The organism is Bradyrhizobium sp. LB13.1 (genome assembly GCF_054056815.1).
Genome location: NZ_JBSRYQ010000001.1, coordinates 6,164,960 through 6,184,282, shown reverse-complemented (window position 1 = coordinate 6,184,282; position 19,323 = coordinate 6,164,960). Strand labels below are relative to the sequence as shown.

The 19,323-nt window shown below is 65.5% G+C and carries 12 protein-coding genes and 4 pseudogenes; 6 read left to right on the top strand and 10 right to left on the bottom strand.

Annotation, left to right across the window (positions count from 1 at the left end; genetic code table 11):
• The first annotated feature begins 52 nt into the window (after positions 1-52).
• Together ACVWYI_RS30050 and msrA are read left to right on the top strand one after the other, a co-directional pair.
• Positions 53-476 (top strand): annotated as a pseudogene (locus ACVWYI_RS30050) (OsmC family protein).
• 170 nt (positions 477-646) lie between these two features.
• Complete coding sequence (gene msrA, locus ACVWYI_RS30045) at positions 647-1,162, top strand: peptide-methionine (S)-S-oxide reductase MsrA (protein ID WP_456663952.1); 516 nt, start codon at positions 647-649, stop codon at positions 1,160-1,162.
• Between the two features lie 29 nt (positions 1,163-1,191).
• On the opposite strand, the gene ACVWYI_RS30040 is transcribed toward msrA, so the two are convergent.
• The gene (locus tag ACVWYI_RS30040) at positions 1,192-4,032 is read right to left on the bottom strand and encodes an ATP-binding protein (RefSeq protein ID WP_456663951.1); all 2,841 of its coding nucleotides are present in this window, start codon (positions 4,030-4,032) and stop codon (positions 1,192-1,194) included.
• Between the two features lie 297 nt (positions 4,033-4,329).
• On the opposite strand from ACVWYI_RS30040, the gene ACVWYI_RS30035 reads away from it, so the two are divergent.
• Positions 4,330-5,319, top strand: coding sequence for a Bug family tripartite tricarboxylate transporter substrate binding protein (locus ACVWYI_RS30035; protein ID WP_456663950.1), 990 nt, complete (start codon positions 4,330-4,332; stop codon positions 5,317-5,319).
• 6 nt (positions 5,320-5,325) lie between these two features.
• Here ACVWYI_RS30035 and ACVWYI_RS30030 read toward each other — a convergent pair.
• From ACVWYI_RS30030 to ACVWYI_RS30000, 7 genes and pseudogenes are all read right to left on the bottom strand, one after another.
• Positions 5,326-6,466: pseudogene (locus ACVWYI_RS30030) on the bottom strand (MFS transporter).
• Positions 6,467-7,438: 972 nt separating this feature from the next.
• Positions 7,439-8,674, bottom strand: coding sequence for a hydantoinase/carbamoylase family amidase (locus tag ACVWYI_RS30025; protein WP_456663949.1), 1,236 nt, complete (start codon positions 8,672-8,674; stop codon positions 7,439-7,441).
• On the bottom strand, positions 8,667-9,452 hold the full coding sequence (locus ACVWYI_RS30020) for an ABC transporter ATP-binding protein (RefSeq protein WP_456663948.1): 786 nt from the start codon (positions 9,450-9,452) through the stop codon (positions 8,667-8,669). The genes ACVWYI_RS30025 and ACVWYI_RS30020 overlap by 8 nt, the downstream gene beginning before the upstream one ends.
• On the bottom strand, positions 9,449-10,222 hold the full coding sequence (locus ACVWYI_RS30015; RefSeq protein WP_247349666.1) for an ABC transporter permease: 774 nt from the start codon (positions 10,220-10,222) through the stop codon (positions 9,449-9,451). The genes ACVWYI_RS30020 and ACVWYI_RS30015 overlap by 4 nt, the downstream gene beginning before the upstream one ends.
• Before the next feature lie 72 nt (positions 10,223-10,294).
• Complete coding sequence (locus ACVWYI_RS30010; protein WP_456663947.1) at positions 10,295-11,239, bottom strand: ABC transporter substrate-binding protein; 945 nt, start codon at positions 11,237-11,239, stop codon at positions 10,295-10,297.
• A gap of 106 nt (positions 11,240-11,345) precedes the next feature.
• On the bottom strand, positions 11,346-12,074 hold the full coding sequence (hutC, locus tag ACVWYI_RS30005; RefSeq protein WP_247349619.1) for a histidine utilization repressor: 729 nt from the start codon (positions 12,072-12,074) through the stop codon (positions 11,346-11,348).
• Complete coding sequence (locus tag ACVWYI_RS30000; RefSeq protein ID WP_456663946.1) at positions 12,071-13,429, bottom strand: formimidoylglutamate deiminase; 1,359 nt, start codon at positions 13,427-13,429, stop codon at positions 12,071-12,073. Before ACVWYI_RS30000 ends, hutC begins: the two co-directional genes overlap by 4 nt.
• A gap of 84 nt (positions 13,430-13,513) precedes the next feature.
• Between ACVWYI_RS30000 and hutI the strand changes: the two genes are divergently transcribed.
• The 3 genes and pseudogenes from hutI to hutU all read left to right on the top strand — a co-directional run bounded on the left by hutI (position 13,514) and on the right by hutU (position 17,970).
• Positions 13,514-14,728, top strand: coding sequence for an imidazolonepropionase (gene hutI, locus ACVWYI_RS29995; RefSeq protein ID WP_456663945.1), 1,215 nt, complete (start codon positions 13,514-13,516; stop codon positions 14,726-14,728).
• Positions 14,725-16,286: pseudogene (gene hutH / locus ACVWYI_RS29990) on the top strand (histidine ammonia-lyase). Before hutI ends, hutH begins: the two are co-directional and overlap by 4 nt.
• Positions 16,287-16,299: 13 nt before the next feature.
• Positions 16,300-17,970, top strand: coding sequence for a urocanate hydratase (gene hutU, locus ACVWYI_RS29985; protein ID WP_456663944.1), 1,671 nt, complete (start codon positions 16,300-16,302; stop codon positions 17,968-17,970).
• A 7-nt stretch (positions 17,971-17,977) separates the two neighbouring features.
• Here hutU and ACVWYI_RS29980 read toward each other — a convergent pair.
• Positions 17,978-18,139 (bottom strand): annotated as a pseudogene (locus ACVWYI_RS29980) (EAL domain-containing protein); the annotation flags it as partial.
• A 101-nt stretch (positions 18,140-18,240) separates the two neighbouring features.
• Positions 18,241-19,125 (bottom strand): BJP family subclass B3 metallo-beta-lactamase, encoded by an 885-nt coding sequence (blaBJP, locus tag ACVWYI_RS29975; protein ID WP_456663943.1) that lies wholly within the window; start codon positions 19,123-19,125, stop codon positions 18,241-18,243.
• Positions 19,126-19,323 lie beyond the last annotated feature (198 nt).

The following is a 19,323-nucleotide window of genomic DNA, read 5'->3' as shown; positions in this document are numbered from 1 at the left end:
CGCCTTCCTCCGGTGCGGAGCGCCGGAGCCAAACCAAGCAAGGAGAGATGACATGATCCGCAAGGCAAAAGCAGTTTGGAAGGGCACCGGCCGCGATGGCACTGGTCAGCTATCGAGCGAATCCGGCGTGCTCGCCGAGACGCCCTAATTCGTTCAAGACCCGCTTCGAGAGCGAGAAGGGCACCAATCCCGAGGAATTGATCGCGGCGGCCCATGCCGGCTGTTTCACCATGGCTCTGGCCTTCGGCCTGCAGCTCGCCGGCTTCACGCCGGACGAACTCTCGACAGAAGCCGCGGTCACGCTCGAGCCCGAAGGCAAAGGCTTCAAGATTGGCAAGTCGGCCCTGACGCTGCGCGCGAAAGTGCCGAACCTCAACGAGGCGGACTTTGCCCGCATCGCCGGAGAGGCCGAGAAGAACTGTCCGGTATCGAAGGTGCTCAACGCCGAGATCACGCTCGACGCCAAACTGACGTAGGGCGCGCTCAGTTTATGTCCATCTGGTTCTGGTTGGGAAGCTGAGCTCGTCGAAGCTTGGCCTCCACGAGAGGAACCGGATGGACAAATGCCCGGCTTTCGGCTGGGCCGCCAAAAGCATAGTATGCGACGGATGCAGAACGGACAGACGGATCAATTGGGAGTGGAGATATGACAACGGAACGCGCAGTTTTGGCCGGAGGTTGCTTCTGGGGCATGCAGGATCTGATCCGCAGGCAGCCCGGCGTGATCTCGACTCGCGTCGGCTACACCGGCGGCGCGGTGAAGAACGCCACCTACCGCAATCATGAAGGACATGCCGAAGCGATCGAGATCGTCTTCGATCCCGCCAAGACCAGCTTCCGGACCATGCTGGAGTTCTTCTTCCAGATCCACGATCCGACCACGCTCAACCGTCAGGGCAACGATTTGGGCACGAGCTACCGCTCGGTGATCTTTTATACGAGCGACGAACAGAAGCGGACCGCTGAAGACGCGATTGCTGACGTCGAGGCGTCCGGCTTGTGGCCCGGCAAGGTGGTGACGGCGCTCGCGCCGGCCGGAGATTTCTGGGAAGCCGAGCCGGAGCATCAGGATTATCTCGAACGTTACCCTGACGGCTACACCTGCCATTTCATCCGGCCCGACTGGAAGCTGCCGCGGCGCGCGACGGCTGCGGGAGGCTGAGCCCGTCGTAGCGCAGTCAGCGCGTACGGTCAGGTTCGCAATTGCGCGATCAGGTCGCGCGCGATGCGCATATCGGCGAAGTCTGAGCCCTCGGCAAAGGCCCCGCGGACATTGTCGAGAACGGCCAGAGCGTTCGCGCTCTGGCCGGCCCCGACCATGGTTCGCGCGAGGCTGATCGCGCATCGCAGCTCCCAGAAGCGCGCGCCTTGCTGGACGGCAATGCCCATGGCCTCGCGAAAATGGGCCTCGGCGTCCCCTGCGTACCGCGCGCTCCTGAGCATCAATTCACCCTTGATACGGGTCAGCTCCGGCAGATACCAGAGTTCCTGCCGGTTGTTGCAGCGGGTCAGGACATCCTCGATCACGTCGAGGCCGCGATCGACCTGGTCGGCCTCCAAAAAGCATGCGGCGAGCTCGCCGAGCAGGGGAAGAAACCGTGGCAGGAAGCGCGCATCGCCGGCGCGATTGAGCTCTTCACTCAACAGCGGCAGTCCCGTCGCGACGTCGCCTCGCTTGACGATAACCGCGGCGTTGAAGGCACGTGCCCACAGCCCCCACAGCCGGATCGCGTGGCGATCGGTATGTTCGAGCAGCTCAGTGCCGTGACGCTCCGCGGCGTCGAAATCGCCGGCCCAGTACGTGATCGGGCAGGCGGCCTGTCCCAACACGCTACAGAAGGTCAGCGCGTGGCCGTTGGCGCGGCCTTCCTCGATGTTTCTGGCGGTGAGAGCCTGGGCCTGATCGGCCAGGCCCTGAAGCCACAGAATGCGGGCCCGAAAATATTGCGTGGATATCCTGAGGTCGAGCGGGAAGATTTTCGGCTTCTCCGCCAGCACATGCAGCGATGCATTGACCCGGTCGATGCGCAGCCGTGCCTCGTTCTGGTCCCCGAGATAGTGCAGCGCGACGGCCGTCAGCCGATCGCCCAGCATGACATCGGTCCTGTCGGGCGAGTTCGCCGCGGCGTTCGCAAAGCGATCGGCGAGCATACGGGCCTTGCCGAACTGTCCGTTGTTGAACTGGTCGATGCACAAGCCCCAGAGCGCGCGCAGCCGGAAATCCTTGTCGTCGAGCCTGTCGGCAAGCTCGAGGGTCGTCTCGAGGATCGGCCGCGCCTCGCGCGCGCGGCCCTCGCCATACATCAGCGACCAGCCGAGCGCCGACAGGAGCTGCATGCGGATGCGGTTGTCCTCGGCGGTGTCTCCGAGCGCTGCGAGCGCCGTTCTGCTGCGCTCACGGCATTCGGCGAACAACGAAAGACGCACCCACAGCGTGACCGCGGCCGCCGTCAGCGCGATACCGAGTGTCGCCTCGCCGTCGGGCCCGAAGGCCCAGTCCAACGCCGCGCGCACATTATCCAGCTCCGCGCCATAGATGCTCAGCCATTCGGGCAGCGGCGTCGACGTGTCGGCCTCCGCGCGCCCGAAGAAATCGCGAAAATGTTCGGCGTGGCGGCGCGCGAACTGCCTGGTTTCGCCGAGCTCGTTGAGTTTTCCGTGCGCATAGGTGCGCGTGGTGTCGAGCAGGCGATAACGCAGCGTCCGCGAGCCGGACGGCGAGATCAGCGACTTGGTCACCAGGCTGTCGATCGCTTCGAGAGTCTCCGATGCGGTGACGCCGTCACCGGACGCGACGGCGGCAGCCGCCTCCGGCGCGAAAGGTCCGGCGAAGACCGACAGGCGTCGTAGCGTAGCGCTCTCCGCAGCGGGCAGAAGATCGTAGCTCCAGTCGAGAGCCGCGGCGAGGGTCTGGTGCCGCGGCACGGCGGTGCGCCGCCCGCGCCATTGCAGCGAAAAGCGGCTGTCGAGCAGGGATGCCGTGCCGGCGATGCCGTAAGCATTGACGCGGCCCGCCGCGAGCTCGATCGCCAGCGCGATGCCGTCGAGGCGCCGGCAGATGCTTGCGACGAGGGGCGCCTCTTCTGCGCTGAGCTGGAACGGACCCGAACTCTGCGCGATACGCTCCACGAAGAGTTGAGCGGCGGGGTAGGCAAGCACCTCGGCGACAGCAAGCCCTTCGCGCTCGGGCGGACAATCCAGCGGGAATAGCCGGAAAATCCGCTCGCCTTCGCTCCGGAACGACTCGCGGCTGGTTGCGAGAACACGAAGCTGCGGCGCCTCGCGAACGATGCGCTCGACCAGCGGCGCCAGATTATCCAGCACATGTTCGCAACTGTCGAAGATCAGCAGGGCCGGGCCGGTCTTCAGAAATGTCAGCAGGGCCGGCGTCGGATCCTCCGCACTGATGGTCAGTCCGAGCGCCGAAGCAATGGTGGTAGCGATGTGGCTGGCATCCCTCAGCGGGCCGAAATCGATAAAGAAGACACGTCCGCCGAAATCCTGGGAGCGGCGATGCCCGACGGTGACGGCGACCGCGGTCTTGCCGATGCCGCCCGGTCCGACCACGGTCATGAAGCGATAGAGCGAAAGTCCGTTCGAGATTTTCTCGATGACGTCTTCCCGGCCGATCATCTTGGTAAGCTGAGCGGGCAGAGAGCGGGGAGCAGCGATTTCGGCCGGGGGAGGGGCGGCCGGCGGGGCTGGTTGAGCGAACGAGGCGACAAAGCAATAGCCACGGCCGGGCACGTTGACGACATAACGGGCCGACTTGCCGGTGTCGCCGAGCGCCTTGCGCAGCGCCGCGATATGGAAGCGCAGGCTGCCCTCGTCGACATTGACGTCAGCCCAAATGCGCTTGACCAGCTCTCTCTTGTCGACGACTTCACCCGGGCGTCCGGCAAGGAAGATCAGAATGTCGAGCGCGCGGCCGCCGACATGAAGCGGCGAGCCCTCCTTCTCCAAGAGCCGGGACTTCGGAAACAGTCGAAAAGGCCCAAAGGAAATGGCCGAGTCTTCGTTACGATCTGGCACGCGCCATCGCCCCCTCGAAGGGAGTCAAAAGGTATTTCTTTCTCGTCTATCAGAACGAGGCGTACAGTAAACCGGCGGAAAGCAGTGGGCAGGGCTGGCAGCCCTGCGCGGACGGCTTGGGTGGGCTAGGCCGCGGAAATAACGCTTGCAGCGTAAAGAGTTAGGCCGACGTGACAATGCGATGACGCCAGGGCTCGTCCGGATGGAGCATTGACTGTGATGGCGGAATGCTGCGATGGCATTGTTCGGGAGCCGGTCCCGCCACCACATTGACTGCCGACTTCCGGAATTTCCAGCATGGCCTCTTTCACGCGGCGACAATTCGTGCGCGCGTTGTCGGGCGCAACGGCGCTCGCCGCGCTTCCCCGCAGCGGACAAGCCGGCGACTACCCGTCTCGTCCCATTCGTCTCGTGCATCCGTACGGGGCCGGCGGAGCGGGGGACCAGATCGGGCGTCCCTGGGTCGACAAGATGTCATCGCTGCTCGGGCCGACCTTCGTCGACTATATCGGCGGTGCCGGCGGCGCGATCGGGACTGCCGCGGTTGCGCGCGAGGAGCCCGACGGCTACTCGCTGCTGCTCGGCAACGGCAGCACGCAGGTCATCATTCCCCTGACCTCGGCAAATCCCGGCTATTCCGTTGACGATTTCCGCGCCATCTACCGTCTGATCAGCACTGCGCTGGTCTTCGCCGTCCATCCGTCGTTGCCTGCCGCAAATCTGCGCGAGTTGATCGCCTACGCAAAGGCCAATCCGGGAAAGCTGTCCTACGGGACGCCCGGCATCGCCACCGGAAACCATCTGGTCGGCGAATCCTTCAAGCAGCAGGCGGGCGCATTGGATATCGTCCACGTGCCCTATCGGGGGATGTCGCAGGCGGCCAACGACCTCGTCAGCGGCCAGATCTCGCTCATCATTGGCGTGATGTCCGTCCAATTGAAGGAGCTGAGCGAGGCCGGGAAGGTCAGGCTGCTGGCGGTCACCACCGAAAGGCGGCTGAGCGGTGCACCGGAGATTCCGACTGCCGTCGAATCCGGCATGCCGGATCTCCGCTATGAGGGATGGTTCGGCATCTTTGCACCCAAGCACACCGACGATGCCATCATCGACCGGATCGCGCAGGCCACGCGGCTGGGCATGTCCGATCCGGCGCTTCTGGCGAGCTATCGCGCCCAGGGCATGGAGCCGGACAACGATTCAAGCCCCGATAAATTCCAGCGCATCGTCGAGGCCACATCCGCAAGCCTGGCGCCCGTGATCAAATCGATCGGGCTGAGCAATTTGTGAGGCCGCTCAGCCGTCTGTGCGCGTAACAATGCGCGCCGACAGCGTGACGAGGCCCATCAGCGCAGCCAGGAGCCAGAACGCCATCGGCAATCCGCCAAGACGTGCGACGAACCCGACACCGGCGGGACCGACGAGGACGCCGGCGTAGCCGGCGGTCGTGATCGCCGCGACGGCGAGCCCCGTGGGCATCACCTTCTGCCTCGCCGCCCGGCGGAACAGCACCGGCACGAGGTTTGATGCGCCGAGGCCGATCAGCAGGAAGCCGCCGACGCCGACCACTGCTACGGGAGCCGTGAGCAGGACCGCGAAGCCCGCGATCGCAATGAGGCTGCCCCAAACCAATGTCGTGCGGTCTCCGATGCGCGCGACGACGGCGTCGCCGCCGAGCCGCCCCATCGTCATTGCGATCGAGAACACGATGTAGCCGATCCCGCCTTGCGCTTCGGAGACGAGGCCCGCGCCGATGACGAGTAGCGCGCCCCAATCGAGCATCGCGCCTTCGACGAGGAAGGTGATGGCGCAAAGCAGCGCGAGCAGGAGCACGGAGCCATGCGGCAGCACGAACAGAGGCCCCTCCTGCACCTGCACGGAGCGAAGCAGGCGCGGCCAGGTCGCCAGCATTGCGATCAGCATCAGGACGGAGCAGATCAGCGTGCAAGCGAGCGCACCGAGTCGCAGCGAGAGCAGCGCGGTCATCAGCGCAGCCCCGGCAAAGCCGCCGATGCTGAACAGCGCGTGGAAGCCGGACATCAGCGGACGTCCCGCGGCGCGTTCCACCTCCACCGCGTGGATGTTCATGGCGACGTCGATGGAGCCGAGGGCGGCGCCCGAATGCGAACAGTGCCAGCGCCAGCGTCGCGGGCGCGCTCGCGATTGCCAGCAGGGGCAGGACGAAAGCGAGACCGAGCCCGCCCGCAATGATGATCGGCTTGCTGCCATGGCGTGCGCTCATGATGCCGGTCAGGAGCATCGCGACGACCGAGCCGATGCCGAGGCTGAGCAGGAGCAGTCCGAGGATGCCGTCATCGACGGCGAGCCGCGCCTTCGCGAACGGTACCAGCGGTGCCCAGCACGCGATGCCGAAGCCCGCGACGAGGAAGGCAAGCCTGGTCGCAAGGCGTGTCGCCGGCGTGTCGGCAGAAGGCATGGGAACTCCGGGGGAAGCGGGGCGGGGGTGAATCGACAAGCCCTGCGATTGCCGCGCCTTTATGTCCGCAGCGTGCCCGAATTGTCGCAGGCAGCCATCGCCAGCTGCAAGTGGACGCGCAAGGCTTTGTGCCCTGTGTCGCCGCCCCGTCAACCCCTCCGCGCAGAAATATTCCACTTTACCGAAATTCGGAATTGGCGTATGTGTCGCCCATCCCGGCTCGACCAAGAGGGGCGACCATGTGTCGTGATGGTCGTAGAGCCGGGCTTGCGGTGGACGCGACAGCGTCGGGCCCGAAAGTGCGGGCAGGGCGGATTGCTCTCCGTGAGCCCGAGGCTTCGTGTCGACGAGCGGCGCTGTCAGGTTCGTCTCGTCATCAGGTCGGCGGCAACGTGCACAACGTCGTCGAAACCGGTGGCGACAAGCGAGCCGTGCGTACGGCAAAACCGTGTGGTCCTGGCCGTCGTTGCTACGGTCAAGCCTTTGCGGAGGCGACATTCGCGTCAACCGGCGCGGTGTCCGCGACTTTCGTGAAGACGAGGGAGGCCAAAAGGAACTCGGCTCCCGGGAGAGCACGGCATAAGCCGTAAAGCCACTGCGCAGGGAAGGCCGAGTGATTGGCTACACCTGTATGCTGCTGTGCGGTTCTTTTGCGCTACCTTTCGCGCAGCGGACCGTGGGTGCCAGCCGGCACCCGGCCTTCCCTGCGCCCTCCTGGACAAGAGGGTGGAGCGACGAAGCAGAGCTCGGGCGGAATGCGCCGCGAGGATGCGAAGGCGTGACTGGAAGGCAAAGATGAATGCGAAGAAGATCCGCTCTCGTGCCCCGGACGCCGCGCAGCGCCTTGCGGTGCGCTGCAGAGCCGGGGCCCATGTCTCCGAGCAATCCGTGTCGCCCTGGGTCCCGGCTCTGCGCAGCAGCGCAAGAGCTGCGGCGCGTCCGGGACATGAGAGTGGGCGGCGGCACGTCGTTCTAACCGCCGAGTATCCTCCGACACGCGTCGACGAACACCTGGGCGCCGGTGACGATGTCGGCGTCGGCGGTGTTCTCGGTCCAGTGATGGCTGATGCCGCCGATCGACGGTACGAACAACATGCCTGCGGGCATGACGGTCGCAAGCATCTGCGCGTCGTGGCCGGCGCCGCTGGGCATGCGGACGGACCGTCCGTCCGCCAGCGCCTTGCTCGCCGCTTCGATCGCGTCCTGAATGCCGGGGTTCATCATGGCGGGTGCACCGGTGCGCAGCTTTTCCACGGTGACGGTGCAGGGGCCGTTCGCGCTGAATTCATCCGCCATGCTCCGCAGCAGTTCTTCCAGCCGTGCGATGACGGAAGGATCGTCGTCACGGATCTGGAACAGCATCTCCGCGCCTCCGGGGATGATGCTGGGCGCGCCGGGATCGAGCGTGATGCGGCCGGTGGTCCAGACCGTGCGAAGACCGCACGCGGCAGGAAAACGCTCGTCGATCGCCACGCAGAATTTTGCGAGCGCGAGGCCCGCATCCTTCCGCGCCGCCATGCGGGTGGTGCCGGCGTGGTTCTGCTCACCGACAAAATTGATCTGGTATTGCCAGATGCCGACGATGGAGGTGACGACGCCGACCGCAAGCCGGCCGCTCTCGAGCGTATCGCCCTGTTCGATATGCGCTTCCAGATATCCGACGTGCCGGCCCGGCTCGGCGGCGGTGATGCGCGATCGTCCTGCGAGCCCCATGTCGGCGAGCGCATCGCGCATGGTGCGGCCGCTGGTGCGGTCGCGAGCCGCGTCAATATCGGCCTCGGTCACTTGCCCGACATAGGAGCGCGAACCGAGGAAGTGCCCGAAGTGTCCTTCCTCGTCGCACCAGGCGGCAACTTCGACCACGCCGCTGGCCGAGGGATCGGCATTGAGCACGCGGGCCGCTTCGAGCGCGTAGACGACACCGAGCGGGCCGTCGAGCCAGCCGGCGTAGTTCTGGCTTTCCAGGTGCGATCCCGCCAGCAGCTTGGGTCCGCGCTTTGCGCTGCTGCCGAAGACATTGCCGATGCCGTCAATGACGGCGGTGAGGCCCGCGTCGGGCAGCTTCTGCACCAGCCAGTCCAGCGAAAGCCTGTGCGGCTCGGAGAAGGTCGGCTTGTGCACCCCGGTCTTGTAGGCTCCGATGGCGCGGAGCGCATTGAGGTCGGCGAGAACGCGTTCGCCGTTTGCGCGCGAGAAAGTGTCAGGCATGTTCGGCAACCTTCAGCGCCTCGGTACGGATCTCCTCGACCAGCCGTTCCTTCAGCTGGACGAATTCGGGCGTGGTCTTGATCTTGTAGGAGCGCGGATGCGGCAGGTCCACATTGATCTCGGCCTTGATGCGGCCGGGGCGTGCGCTCATGACGATGACGCGGCTGCCGAGGAAGATCGCTTCCTCGATGTCGTGGGTCACGAACAGCACGGTCTTCTGGTCGCGCTCCCAGATCCCGAGCAGCATTTCCTGCATCAAGGCGCGGGTCTGGTTGTCGAGCGCGCCGAAGGGCTCGTCGAGCAGCAGGATCTTCGGATCGTTGGCGAGCGCGCGGGCGATCGCGGTGCGCTGCTGCATGCCGCCGGAGAGCTGTTTCGGCCAATGGTTCTCGAAACCGGACAGCCCGACCTGGCGGATGAAGGTATCGGCGATCTTGTGGCGCTCCGCCTCGGACACGCCACGCTCGCGCAGGCCGAAGGCGATGTTCTCGCGTACGGTCAGCCAGGGAAACAGCGTGTAGGACTGGAACACCATGCCGCGGTCGGCACCCGGGCCGGTCACCTCGCGTCCGTCGAGCATCACACGTCCGCCGGTCGGGCGATCGAGTCCGGCGACGATGCGAAGCAGCGTGGACTTGCCGCAGCCGGAGGGGCCGAGGATGGTGACGAAGTCGTTGTTGCCGATCACAAGATCGGTCGGCTCCAGCGCAATGGTCGGTGCGTTGCCGTGGCGCGCGGGAAAGGTTCGCGAGACCTGTTCGATCTTGAGGGTCGTCATGCGAGCCTCCAGGGAAACAGCCACGCGTTGAACGCCTTGAACAGGAAGTCCGAGACGAGGCCGATCAGTCCGATCACGATGATGCCGAAGATGATCTGGCCGGTGTTGAGCAGCGCCTGGCTGTCGGTGATCATGTGGCCGATGCCGGAGGAGGAGCCGATCAGTTCGGCGACGATGACATAGGTCCAGGCCCAGCCCAGCACCAGCCGCAGGATTTCGGCGATCTCCGGTGCGGAGGAGGGCAACAGCACGCGGCGGATGATGCCGCGGTCGCTGGCCCCTAACGTATAGGCCGCCTCGACCAGATCGCGCCGCGTCGTGCCGACGGTCACCGCGATCATCAGGATGATCTGGAACACCGAGCCGATGAAGATGACGAGCAGCTTTTGCAGTTCGCCGATGCCGGCCCACAGGATCAGGAGCGGGATGAACGCGGACGCCGGCAGATAGCGTGCAAAGGAAACGAAAGGCTCGAGGAACGCCTCGACCGGCTTGTACGCGCCCATCACCACGCCGAACGGCACCGCGATGATTGCGGCCAGCGCGAAGCCGCCGACGACGCGCCAGATCGTCATGCCGATGTCGAACAGGAAGCCCTGTTTGGCGATCAGATCGACGCCTTCCTGCACCATGGTGAGCGGGTTGGCGAGGAACACTTTCGACACGTGGCCGCCGAAGGTCGCCCAGGACCAGAGGGCAACGAACACCACGAAGAACGCAAGGCCGTAAGCCACGCGCTGCTTTGACGTCACGGGATCGAGGGGACGCATCAATGGTCTATCCGGGCGGTGAACAAGTTTACCGGCCCCGCCGAGAGACGGGGCCGGCGGCTCCTGGGAGGTTTACTTGATGTAGCTCGCGTCGAAGAGGTCCTCCACCTTCGGCGCGGCCTTGATGATGCCGATCTCGAGCAGGAGGTCGGCGGCCTCCTTGTTGAAGGTCAGGAAATCGCCGGCGAAGAATTTCTGGTTCGCGGCCTTGTCCTGCCAGCGCAGATACTTTGCCGAGTTGCCGAACGCCTCGCCGCTCTGCTTCACGTCGGCGCCCATGATCTCGTAGGCCTTGGTCTGATCCTTGGCGATCATGTCGAGGGCCTCGAAATAGCTGTCGGCGAGCGCCTTGGCCGCCTTGGGGTTCTCGGTGAGGAATTTCGGCGTGCAGCCGAACGTATCCATGACGATCGGGTAGTCGAGCGTGGTCGCGATGATCTTGCCCTTGTCGGGCGCGGCACGAACCGTCGACAGATACGGCTCGTAGGTCATCGCGGCGTCGTTCTGGCCGGAGACGAAGGCTTGAGCGGCAGCGGCCGGCTCGAGGTTCACGACGGTGACGTCCTTCACCGACAAGCCGTTCTTCTTGAGCATCCAGGCCAGCGCGAAATAGGGCGAGGTGCCGGGCGCGGAAGCAGCAACCGTCTTGCCCTTCAGGTCCTTGATCGCGGCGAGATCGTTGCGCACGGCCATGCCGTCGGCACCAAAGCTCTTGTCGAGCTGGAAGATCTGCTTGGTCGCGACGCCGTTGGCGTTCCAGGAGATCCAGGTCTCGACGGTGGTCGCCGCGCACTGGACGTCACCGGAGGCGATCGCGAGATGGCGGTCCTTCTGCGGAATCTTCTTGATGGTGACGTCGAGGCCGTTCTTCTTGAAGATGCCGGCTTCCTTCGCCAGCGTCAGCGGTGCGAAGCCGGTCCATCCGGAGATGCCGACGCCGACCTTGATGTCGTCGGCGAGCACGGGAGTGGAGGCCGTAAGCGCAATGATTGTCGCGAAAAGTTTCGAACTACGCATGATTGTCGTCCTCTTGCCGATCGATGGATTGACGTCCTGTTGATCACTGTCGGCCCCTGTGGACCGTTGCCCGAAGCGTTGCACGATTTGTGCCGACATCGCTCTCTCAGCCTCCCTTGAATCGGGCGACAAGGCGGTGAGAGTCACCGGGATAGAGCAGCCTCACAGCGGTGATCGTGCGCGCGCTGCGCCAGGTATAGCGGTCGATCACGAGGCAGGGCGCGCCGAGGGCGATGTCGAGCGCTTCCGCCGTGCGATCGTCCGCAACGATGGCGCTGATCGTATGCTCGGCCTCTGTCCATGGAACGTGGTGAAGCAACCACGAGCCGGGCGGCTCGCGCGAGAAATCCGCGGTCGCCGCATCCGGCACCGACGCAAGATCAATCAGCCTGTCCTCGACCGCAAAAGGCACGTTGTCGGCGCTGTGCCGGCAGGTGATCGCAACCACCTTGCCGGCCTTCTTGACGCCAAGACGCTCGCGGTCGGCAGCGGTCGCAGCGCGCAGCTTGCGGCCGATCAGCTCGTAGCCGTAGCCGCGGCCGAGCGCAGTGATCTCGGCGCGGATGTCGGCGATCTTGAGCACGGCAGATTGGTGTTGCGGCCGGCGGACGAAGGAGCCGGCACGTCGCCGCCGCTCGATCAGGTCGGCTTGCGCGAGTTCCGACAGCGCCTTGTTTACGGTCATGCGCGAGCAGCCGTAACGCGCGACCAGTTCGTGCTCGAACGGAATGCGATGCCCCGGCGGCCACTCGCCGGTCAGGATACGCTTCTCGATATCGGCGCGGATCCGTTTGTAGAGCGACGGCTGCTCCGCTGTATCAGTAGCGAGGCTCATGCCACGAGCCTCCGCACAGACGCGTTGAAGTGGTCGCGTGCGACCTGCCGCAGTCTGTGCCGGCCGCCCTCGACGACCTTGTCGCCACCGGCCCAGACGCAATCGATTGCACCGCTGCCCGCGGCAAAGATCCAGCCGTCGATGGCGACGTCGCGCGTGCGCCCCGCCAGCGAGGGATGCGTGGTGTCGAGCGTGACGATGTCGGCGCGTGCACCTGGCGTGAGGCCGACTGACGTCTGCGCCAGTGCCCGCGCACCACCGGCGAGCGCATGATCGAACAGGGCGCGTCCCGTCGAGCGGCCTGCGCCAGCGGAGAGCACGTTCCGCTCGCGGTGCTTGAGCCGCTGACCGTATTCGAGCTGGCGCAGCTCGTCGGCGGCGCCGACGAGCACATTGGAATCGGTGCCTACACCGAAGGCGCCGCCGGCATAGAGAAATTCGCGCGCCGGAAAGATACCGTCGCCGAGGCTCGCCTCGGTGATGGGGCAGAGGCCGGCGACCGCGCCGGTCCTGGCGAATGCGGTGACTTCTTCATCCGTCATGTGGGTCGCGTGGATGAGGCACCAGCGTCGGTCGACGGGCGCGTGCTCCAGCAGCCATTGCACCGGACGCCGTCCGGACCAGGCCAGGCAATCCTCGACCTCCTTCACCTGCTCGGCGGCATGAATGTGCACCGGGCCGCCGTCCGCGAGCGGGATGATGGCGCCGAGTTCGTCAGGCGTCACCGCGCGCAAACTGTGCGGAGCGATGCCGATATTCGCGCCGGGCAATGTTGCGATCGCCTTGCGCGAGGCGCTCGTCAAATCAGCGAACTGATCGACCGTACAGATGAAGCGGCGCTGGCCGGCATGCGGCGCGGCGCCGCCGAAGCCACCATGCGCATAAAAACTCGGTAGCAGCGTCAGCGCAATGCCCGAGGCTTCGGCGGCCTGCGCAATGCGTGCGGCCATTTCGCCGGGGTCGGCGTAACGCGAGCCGTCGCGATCGTGATGCAGATAATGGAATTCGCCGACGCGGGTGAAACCCTGCTCCAGCATCTCGACATAAAGCAGCGTCGCGACGGCGGCGACGTCATCCGGCGTCATCGCCAGCGCGAAGCGGTACATCGTCTCGCGCCAGGTCCAGAAGGTGTCGGTACTGTCGCCGCGCAGTTCTGCAAGTCCCGCCATGCCGCGCTGGAAGGCGTGGCTGTGCAGGCTCGCAAGTCCAGGAACCGCAAGGCCGTGGCGTTCGTCGCCGGCGGCGGGCGCGACGTCCGGCGTCACCTCGGCGATCGCGCCGGCGGTGATCACCACCTGCACGTCATTGGCCCAGCCCGAGGGCAGGAGCGCGGAGGCGAAATGCAGGCGTGTCATGTTTCCATGCCGGCTGGACAGAACCGCCCCACGATTATATGTCTAGACATATAAGTCAAGCATCCCACGCGAAGGGACAGTTGCATGGCAGAGCGCTTCGACCGGATCTGGCATAACGCCCGGCTCGCCACGATGCGGGCCGATCGTCCCAATCTCGGTGAGATCGAGCACGGCGTGATTGCGGTGCGCGACGGCCGTATCGTCTATGCAGGTGCGCGGACCGATTTTCCGGCGGATGCCGAGGCCGGCGACCGGATCGATTGCGAAGGGCGCTGGATCACGCCCGGCCTTGTGGATTGCCACACCCATCTGGTCTATGGCGGCAACCGCGCCCATGAATTCGAGCTGCGCCTGAAGGGCGCGAGCTACGAGGAGATTGCGCGCGCCGGCGGCGGCATCGTCTCGACGGTGGCCGCGACACGCAAGGCGAGCGAGGCCGAGCTCGCAGCACACGCGCTGCCGCGGCTCGATGCGCTGATCGGCGAGGGCGCCACCACCGTCGAGATCAAGTCCGGCTACGGCTTGGACATCGAGACCGAGATGCGGCAGCTTGCCGCCGCGCGCAGCCTCGGCCGCCAGCGGCCGGTTACGATCCGCACGTCGTTTCTCGGCGCGCATGCGCTGCCGCCAGAGGCCGATGGCGACAAGGATCGCTACATCGATCTCGTCTGCAAGGAGATGTTGCCGGCGATAGCAAAGGCAGGCCTCGCAGATGCCGTCGATGCCTTCATGGAAGGTATCGCATTTTCCGGTGAGCAGACGGAGCGGGTGTTCGAGACGGCGAGGCGGCTTGGACTGCGGGTCAAGCTGCATGCCGACCAGCTCTCGAACCTCGGCGGCGCTACGCTTGCCGCGAAATTCTCGGCGTTGTCGGCCGATCACCTCGAGCACACCGATGAAGCCGGTGCAGCGGCGCTGGCGAAGGCTGGAACGGTGGCCGTGCTGCTGCCCGGCGCCTTCTACTTCATCCGCGAGACGCAAAAACCGCCGGTCGAGGCATTCCGCATGCACGGCGTTCCCATGGCGCTGGCGACCGACTGCAATCCGGGCAGCTCGCCGCTGACTTCGCTCCTGCTCGCCATGAACATGGGTGCGACGCTGTTCCGGATGAACGTGGCCGAATGCCTGGCCGGTGTCACCCGTGAAGGCGCGCGCGCGCTCGGCGTGCTGAACGAAACCGGCACGCTCGAAGCCGGCAAATGGTGCGACCTCGCCATCTGGGACATCGGGCGTCCCGCCGAGTTGGTCTATCGCATCGGCTTCAATCCGCTGCACCGCCGCGTGTGGAGGGGACAGTGACGGAGCAGGGAGCAGCGATCGTCGTCAAGCCGGGGACGGTCAGCCTCGACGATCTCGCACGCGTACTTGCGGGGGAATCCGTGGTGCTCGATCCGTCGTTCTGGCTGCGTGTCGAGGCCGCTGCGGAGATCGTCGCGAAGGCCGCGCGGGCCGATGCGCCCGTCTACGGGATCAACACCGGCTTCGGGAAGCTGGCGTCGAAGCGGATTCCGCCGGATCAGACTGCGCTGCTTCAGCGCAACCTCATCGTCTCGCATTGCTGCGGCGTCGGCCTGGCGACGCCCGAGCCGATCGTCCGCCTGATGATGGCGCTGAAGATCATCTCGCTCGGGCGCGGCGCCTCCGGCGTGCGCCGCGAGGTGATCGAGCAGTTGCAGGCCATGCTGGCGCGGCGCGTCTATCCGCTGGTGCCGCAGCAGGGTTTTCGGTCGGCGCTTCCGGTGACCTCGCGCCGCTCGCGCACATGACCGCTGTGATGATCGGCGAAGGGCAGGCGATCGTCGACGGCAAGACCGTATCGGGCAGCGACGCGCTCGGCGCAGCCGGCCTGACGTCACTGACGCTCGGTCCCAAGGAAGGGCTCGCTCTGATCAACGGCACGCAGTTCTCGACCGCCTATGCCGTAGCTGGCGTGCTGCGCGCATGTCGCCTGGCTCGCGCCGCGCTCGTCACCGGCGCGCTGTCGGTCGATGCGGCGATGGCCTCGACGGCGCCGTTCCGCCCCGAGATCCAGGCGCTGCGCGGCCATTCCGGACAGATCGCGGCTGCAGCAACCTTGATGGCGCTGCTCGACGGCAGCGACATCCGCCTGTCACATCTCGAAGGCGACGAGCGCGTGCAGGATCCCTATTGCCTGCGCTGCCAGCCACAGGTCGCGGGCGCGGCGCTCGACCTGATCATGCAGGCCGCGCGCACGTTGATCGTCGAGGCCAATGCCGTCACGGACAATCCGCTCGTGCTGGTCGAGACCGGCGAGATCGTCTCCGGCGGTAATTTTCACGCCGAGCCGGTCGCCTTTGCGGCGGACACCATCGCGCTGGCGCTGTCGGAGATCGGCGCGATCAGCGAGCGGCGCATCGCGACGCTGGTCGATCCCGCGCTCAATTTCGGCCTGCCGCCGTTCCTGACTCCAGATCCCGGTATCAATTCCGGCTTCATGATCGCCGAGGTGACGGCGGCCGCGCTTTATGCCGAGAACAAGCAGCGCGCGGCCGTCTGCTCGATCGATTCGACGCCGACCAGTGCCAACCAGGAAGACCACGTCTCGATGGCCGCGCATGCTGCACGACGCCTGTCGGACATGGCCGACAATCTTGCCGCCATCCTCGGCATCGAGCTCTTGGTCGCGGCCCAAGGTATCGCGCTGCGCGCGCCGCATGCGACGAGCGCGCCGCTCGTTGCCGTGATCGCCGCACTGCGCGAGCAGGTGCCGGCGCTCGGTGCCGACCGCTACATGGCCGGCGATCTCGCCAAGGCCGCAGCGCTGGTCGAAGCCGGCGCGCTGCCGGCGGCGGCGCTCGCCGCGCTTTCAACTGACCCGTTTCCGACACTTGCTTGACGAGGTGTTCCGCATGAACCGCCGACTGGACAATGACCGCACTATCCGCGCGCCCCGCGGCAGCGAAATCAGCGCGAAGAGCTGGTTGACGGAAGCGCCCTTGCGCATGCTCATGAACAATCTCGATCCCGACGTTGCAGAACGTCCGAGCGAGCTCGTCGTCTATGGCGGCATCGGCCGCGCCGCGCGTGACTGGGAGAGCTTTGACCGGATCACGGCGGCCTTGCGCAAGCTCGAAGCTGATGAGACGCTGCTGGTCCAGTCCGGCAAGCCGGTCGGCGTGTTCCGCACCCATGCCGACGCGCCGCGTGTCCTGATCGCGAACTCCAACATCGTGCCGCACTGGGCGACGCTCGATCATTTCAACGAGCTCGATCGCAAGGGCCTGATGATGTACGGCCAGATGACGGCCGGCTCCTGGATCTATATCGGCAGCCAGGGCATCGTGCAGGGCACCTACGAAACCTTCGTGGAAGTTGGCCGTCGCCATTATGGCGGCAGCCTCGCCGGCAAATGGATTCTGACCGCGGGTCTCGGCGGCATGGGCGGTGCGCAGCCGCTGGCTGCAACCATGGCCGGGGCTTCGATGCTGGCGGTCGAATGCCAGCCGAGCCGCATCGAGATGCGTCTGCGCACCGGTTATCTCGATCGCCAGGCCGCGACGCTCGACGAGGCGCTCGCGATCATGGCGGAGGCGGCGACGACGAAGAAGGCGGTCTCGGTCGGCCTGCTCGGCAATGCCGCGGAGATTTTTCCCGAACTGGTCCGCCGCGGCGTCAGGCCCGACATCGTCACCGACCAGACCAGCGCGCACGATCCGATCAACGGCTATTTGCCCAAGGGCTGGACGCTCGCCGAATGGGAGACCAAGCGCGCCGCCGATCCCAAGGCTGTGGAGCGCGCCTCGAAAACCTCGATGGTCGAGCACGTCCAGGCCATGCTGGATTTCCATGCGCAAGGCATTCCGACGCTCGACTACGGCAACAACATCCGCCAGATGGCGCAGGACATGGGCCTGAAGAATGCCTTTGATTTTCCGGGCTTCGTTCCCGCCTATATCCGTCCCTTGTTCTGCCGCGGCGTCGGGCCGTTCCGCTGGGCCGCGCTGTCGGGCGATCCTGAAGATATCTTCAAGACCGACGCCAAGGTGAAGGAGCTGATGCCTGACGACAAGCATCTGCACAATTGGCTCGACATGGCCAAGGAGCGCATCAAGTTCCAGGGCCTGCCGGCGCGGATCTGCTGGGTCGGCCTCGGCGATCGCGATCGCCTGGGCCTCGCCTTCAACGAGATGGTGGCGCGCGGCGAATTGAAGGCACCCATCGTGATCGGCCGCGATCATCTCGACAGCGGCTCGGTGGCGAGTCCCAACCGTGAAACCGAGGCGATGAAGGACGGATCGGACGCCGTGTCCGATTGGCCCTTGCTCAACGCGCTGCTCAATTGCGCCAGCGGCGCGACCTGGGTCTCGCTGCACCATGGCGGCGGCGTCGGCATCGGCTATTCCCAGCATGCCGGCATGGTGATCGTCGCCGACGGCACGCCGGAAGCGGCGAAGCGGATCGCGCGCGTGCTCTGGAACGATCCTGCCAGCGGCGTCATGCGCCATGCCGACGCGGGCTACGACACTGCGATCGAATGCGCCCGCGACAGGGGTCTCGATCTGCCGAGCTTGGCGAAGTAACTGGGACTCAGGCCACGACCTTGGCTCCGGCGCCGCCGAGGCGCCGGCGTTCCTTTGTGAGATAATCGTCGATTGCGTCCGCAGGCATGGGCTTTGCGAAGTAGTAGCCCTGGATGAAGTCGCAGCCCAGCCGGCGCAGGGTGTCGAGCTGAGCGCGAGTCTCGACGCCGCCAGCGCAATGCATTGTCGCACCGACAACGGTGGGGGGCCGACATGCCGGCTTCACCTCTCCCCCAGAGAAGGAGAGGTGAAGATAGCGCAAGACAGTCGCTATTTCTTCTCGAGCGCCGCCGTCTGCTTTGCAAGCTGCTTGTCGAAATCTTCCGACAGGCTGGTTGCGTAGGTTGCGAGTTCGCCCGCCTTGACGAACGGGTTCGGTGCGCCGTCCTTCATCTCCGCGCGCTTGGCCTGCATGCCATAGACCTCGGGATGCGGCCCGAGCAGCACGTCGATCTTCATCGCCTTCACCTTGGCGAAGGTCGCGCGGTAGTCGTCGACAATGCCGGCATGGGTCGGCTGGCCGACCAGCCTGTTGAGAGCCACCGTGCCGCTGCAGAAAAACAGCACCTCGCGATCCTGATTGCCGTCCTTGACGGTCATCTCCCAGCTCGTACAGCCGGGCGAGTGGCCGGGGGTTGAATGCGCAGTCAGCGCGGTGTCGCCGAGCGTGACGTTGTCGCCTTCCTTCACGGCGCGGTCGACCTTGACCGCGGGGAAGGCGAGGTCCTCATTCTTCTCGTCGCCGGGATAGTAGCCGCCTTCGAGCAGCGGCTTGTCGCGTTCGCCGGCGATGAGCTGGGCGCCGGTCTCCTTCTTGATCTCGGCGAAGCCGCCGGTGTGGTCGAAATGCGCGTGTGTGTTGAGAATGATCTTGATGTCAGAGACCTTGAGACCGAGCTTCGCAATATTGTCCTTGATCATGCCGGTCGACTGCGGCAGCGCCGTATCCATCAGGATCAGGCCCTGCGAGGTCTTGATGACGTAGACGGCGATACCATCGGTGCCGACATAGTAGATATTGCCGATCAGCTGGAATGGCTCGAACGGCGTGGTCCATTTCTTGGTGACCGCGGCAATAAAATCCTTGACGGTCTGCGCCTGCGCGCCGGTTGCGAGGAACGCCAGCGCGCAGAGCGCGGCCGTGAGCTGCTTCATCGTTTGTCTCCCAGAGTGTTCTTGCAGAGTGTTCTTGCAGAGTGTTCTTGCAGAGTGTTCTTGTCGTTTTGATCGGGCGCGGCCGTCGCGCGGCGCGGCCGGCCGGCAAACTACGTCGTGCGAGATGCGGCAGCAACGGCCACGTGTCCGCAAAATTTCGTGGCATGCGCGGAATAACGGTGCCTGTCCGGTTTGAGC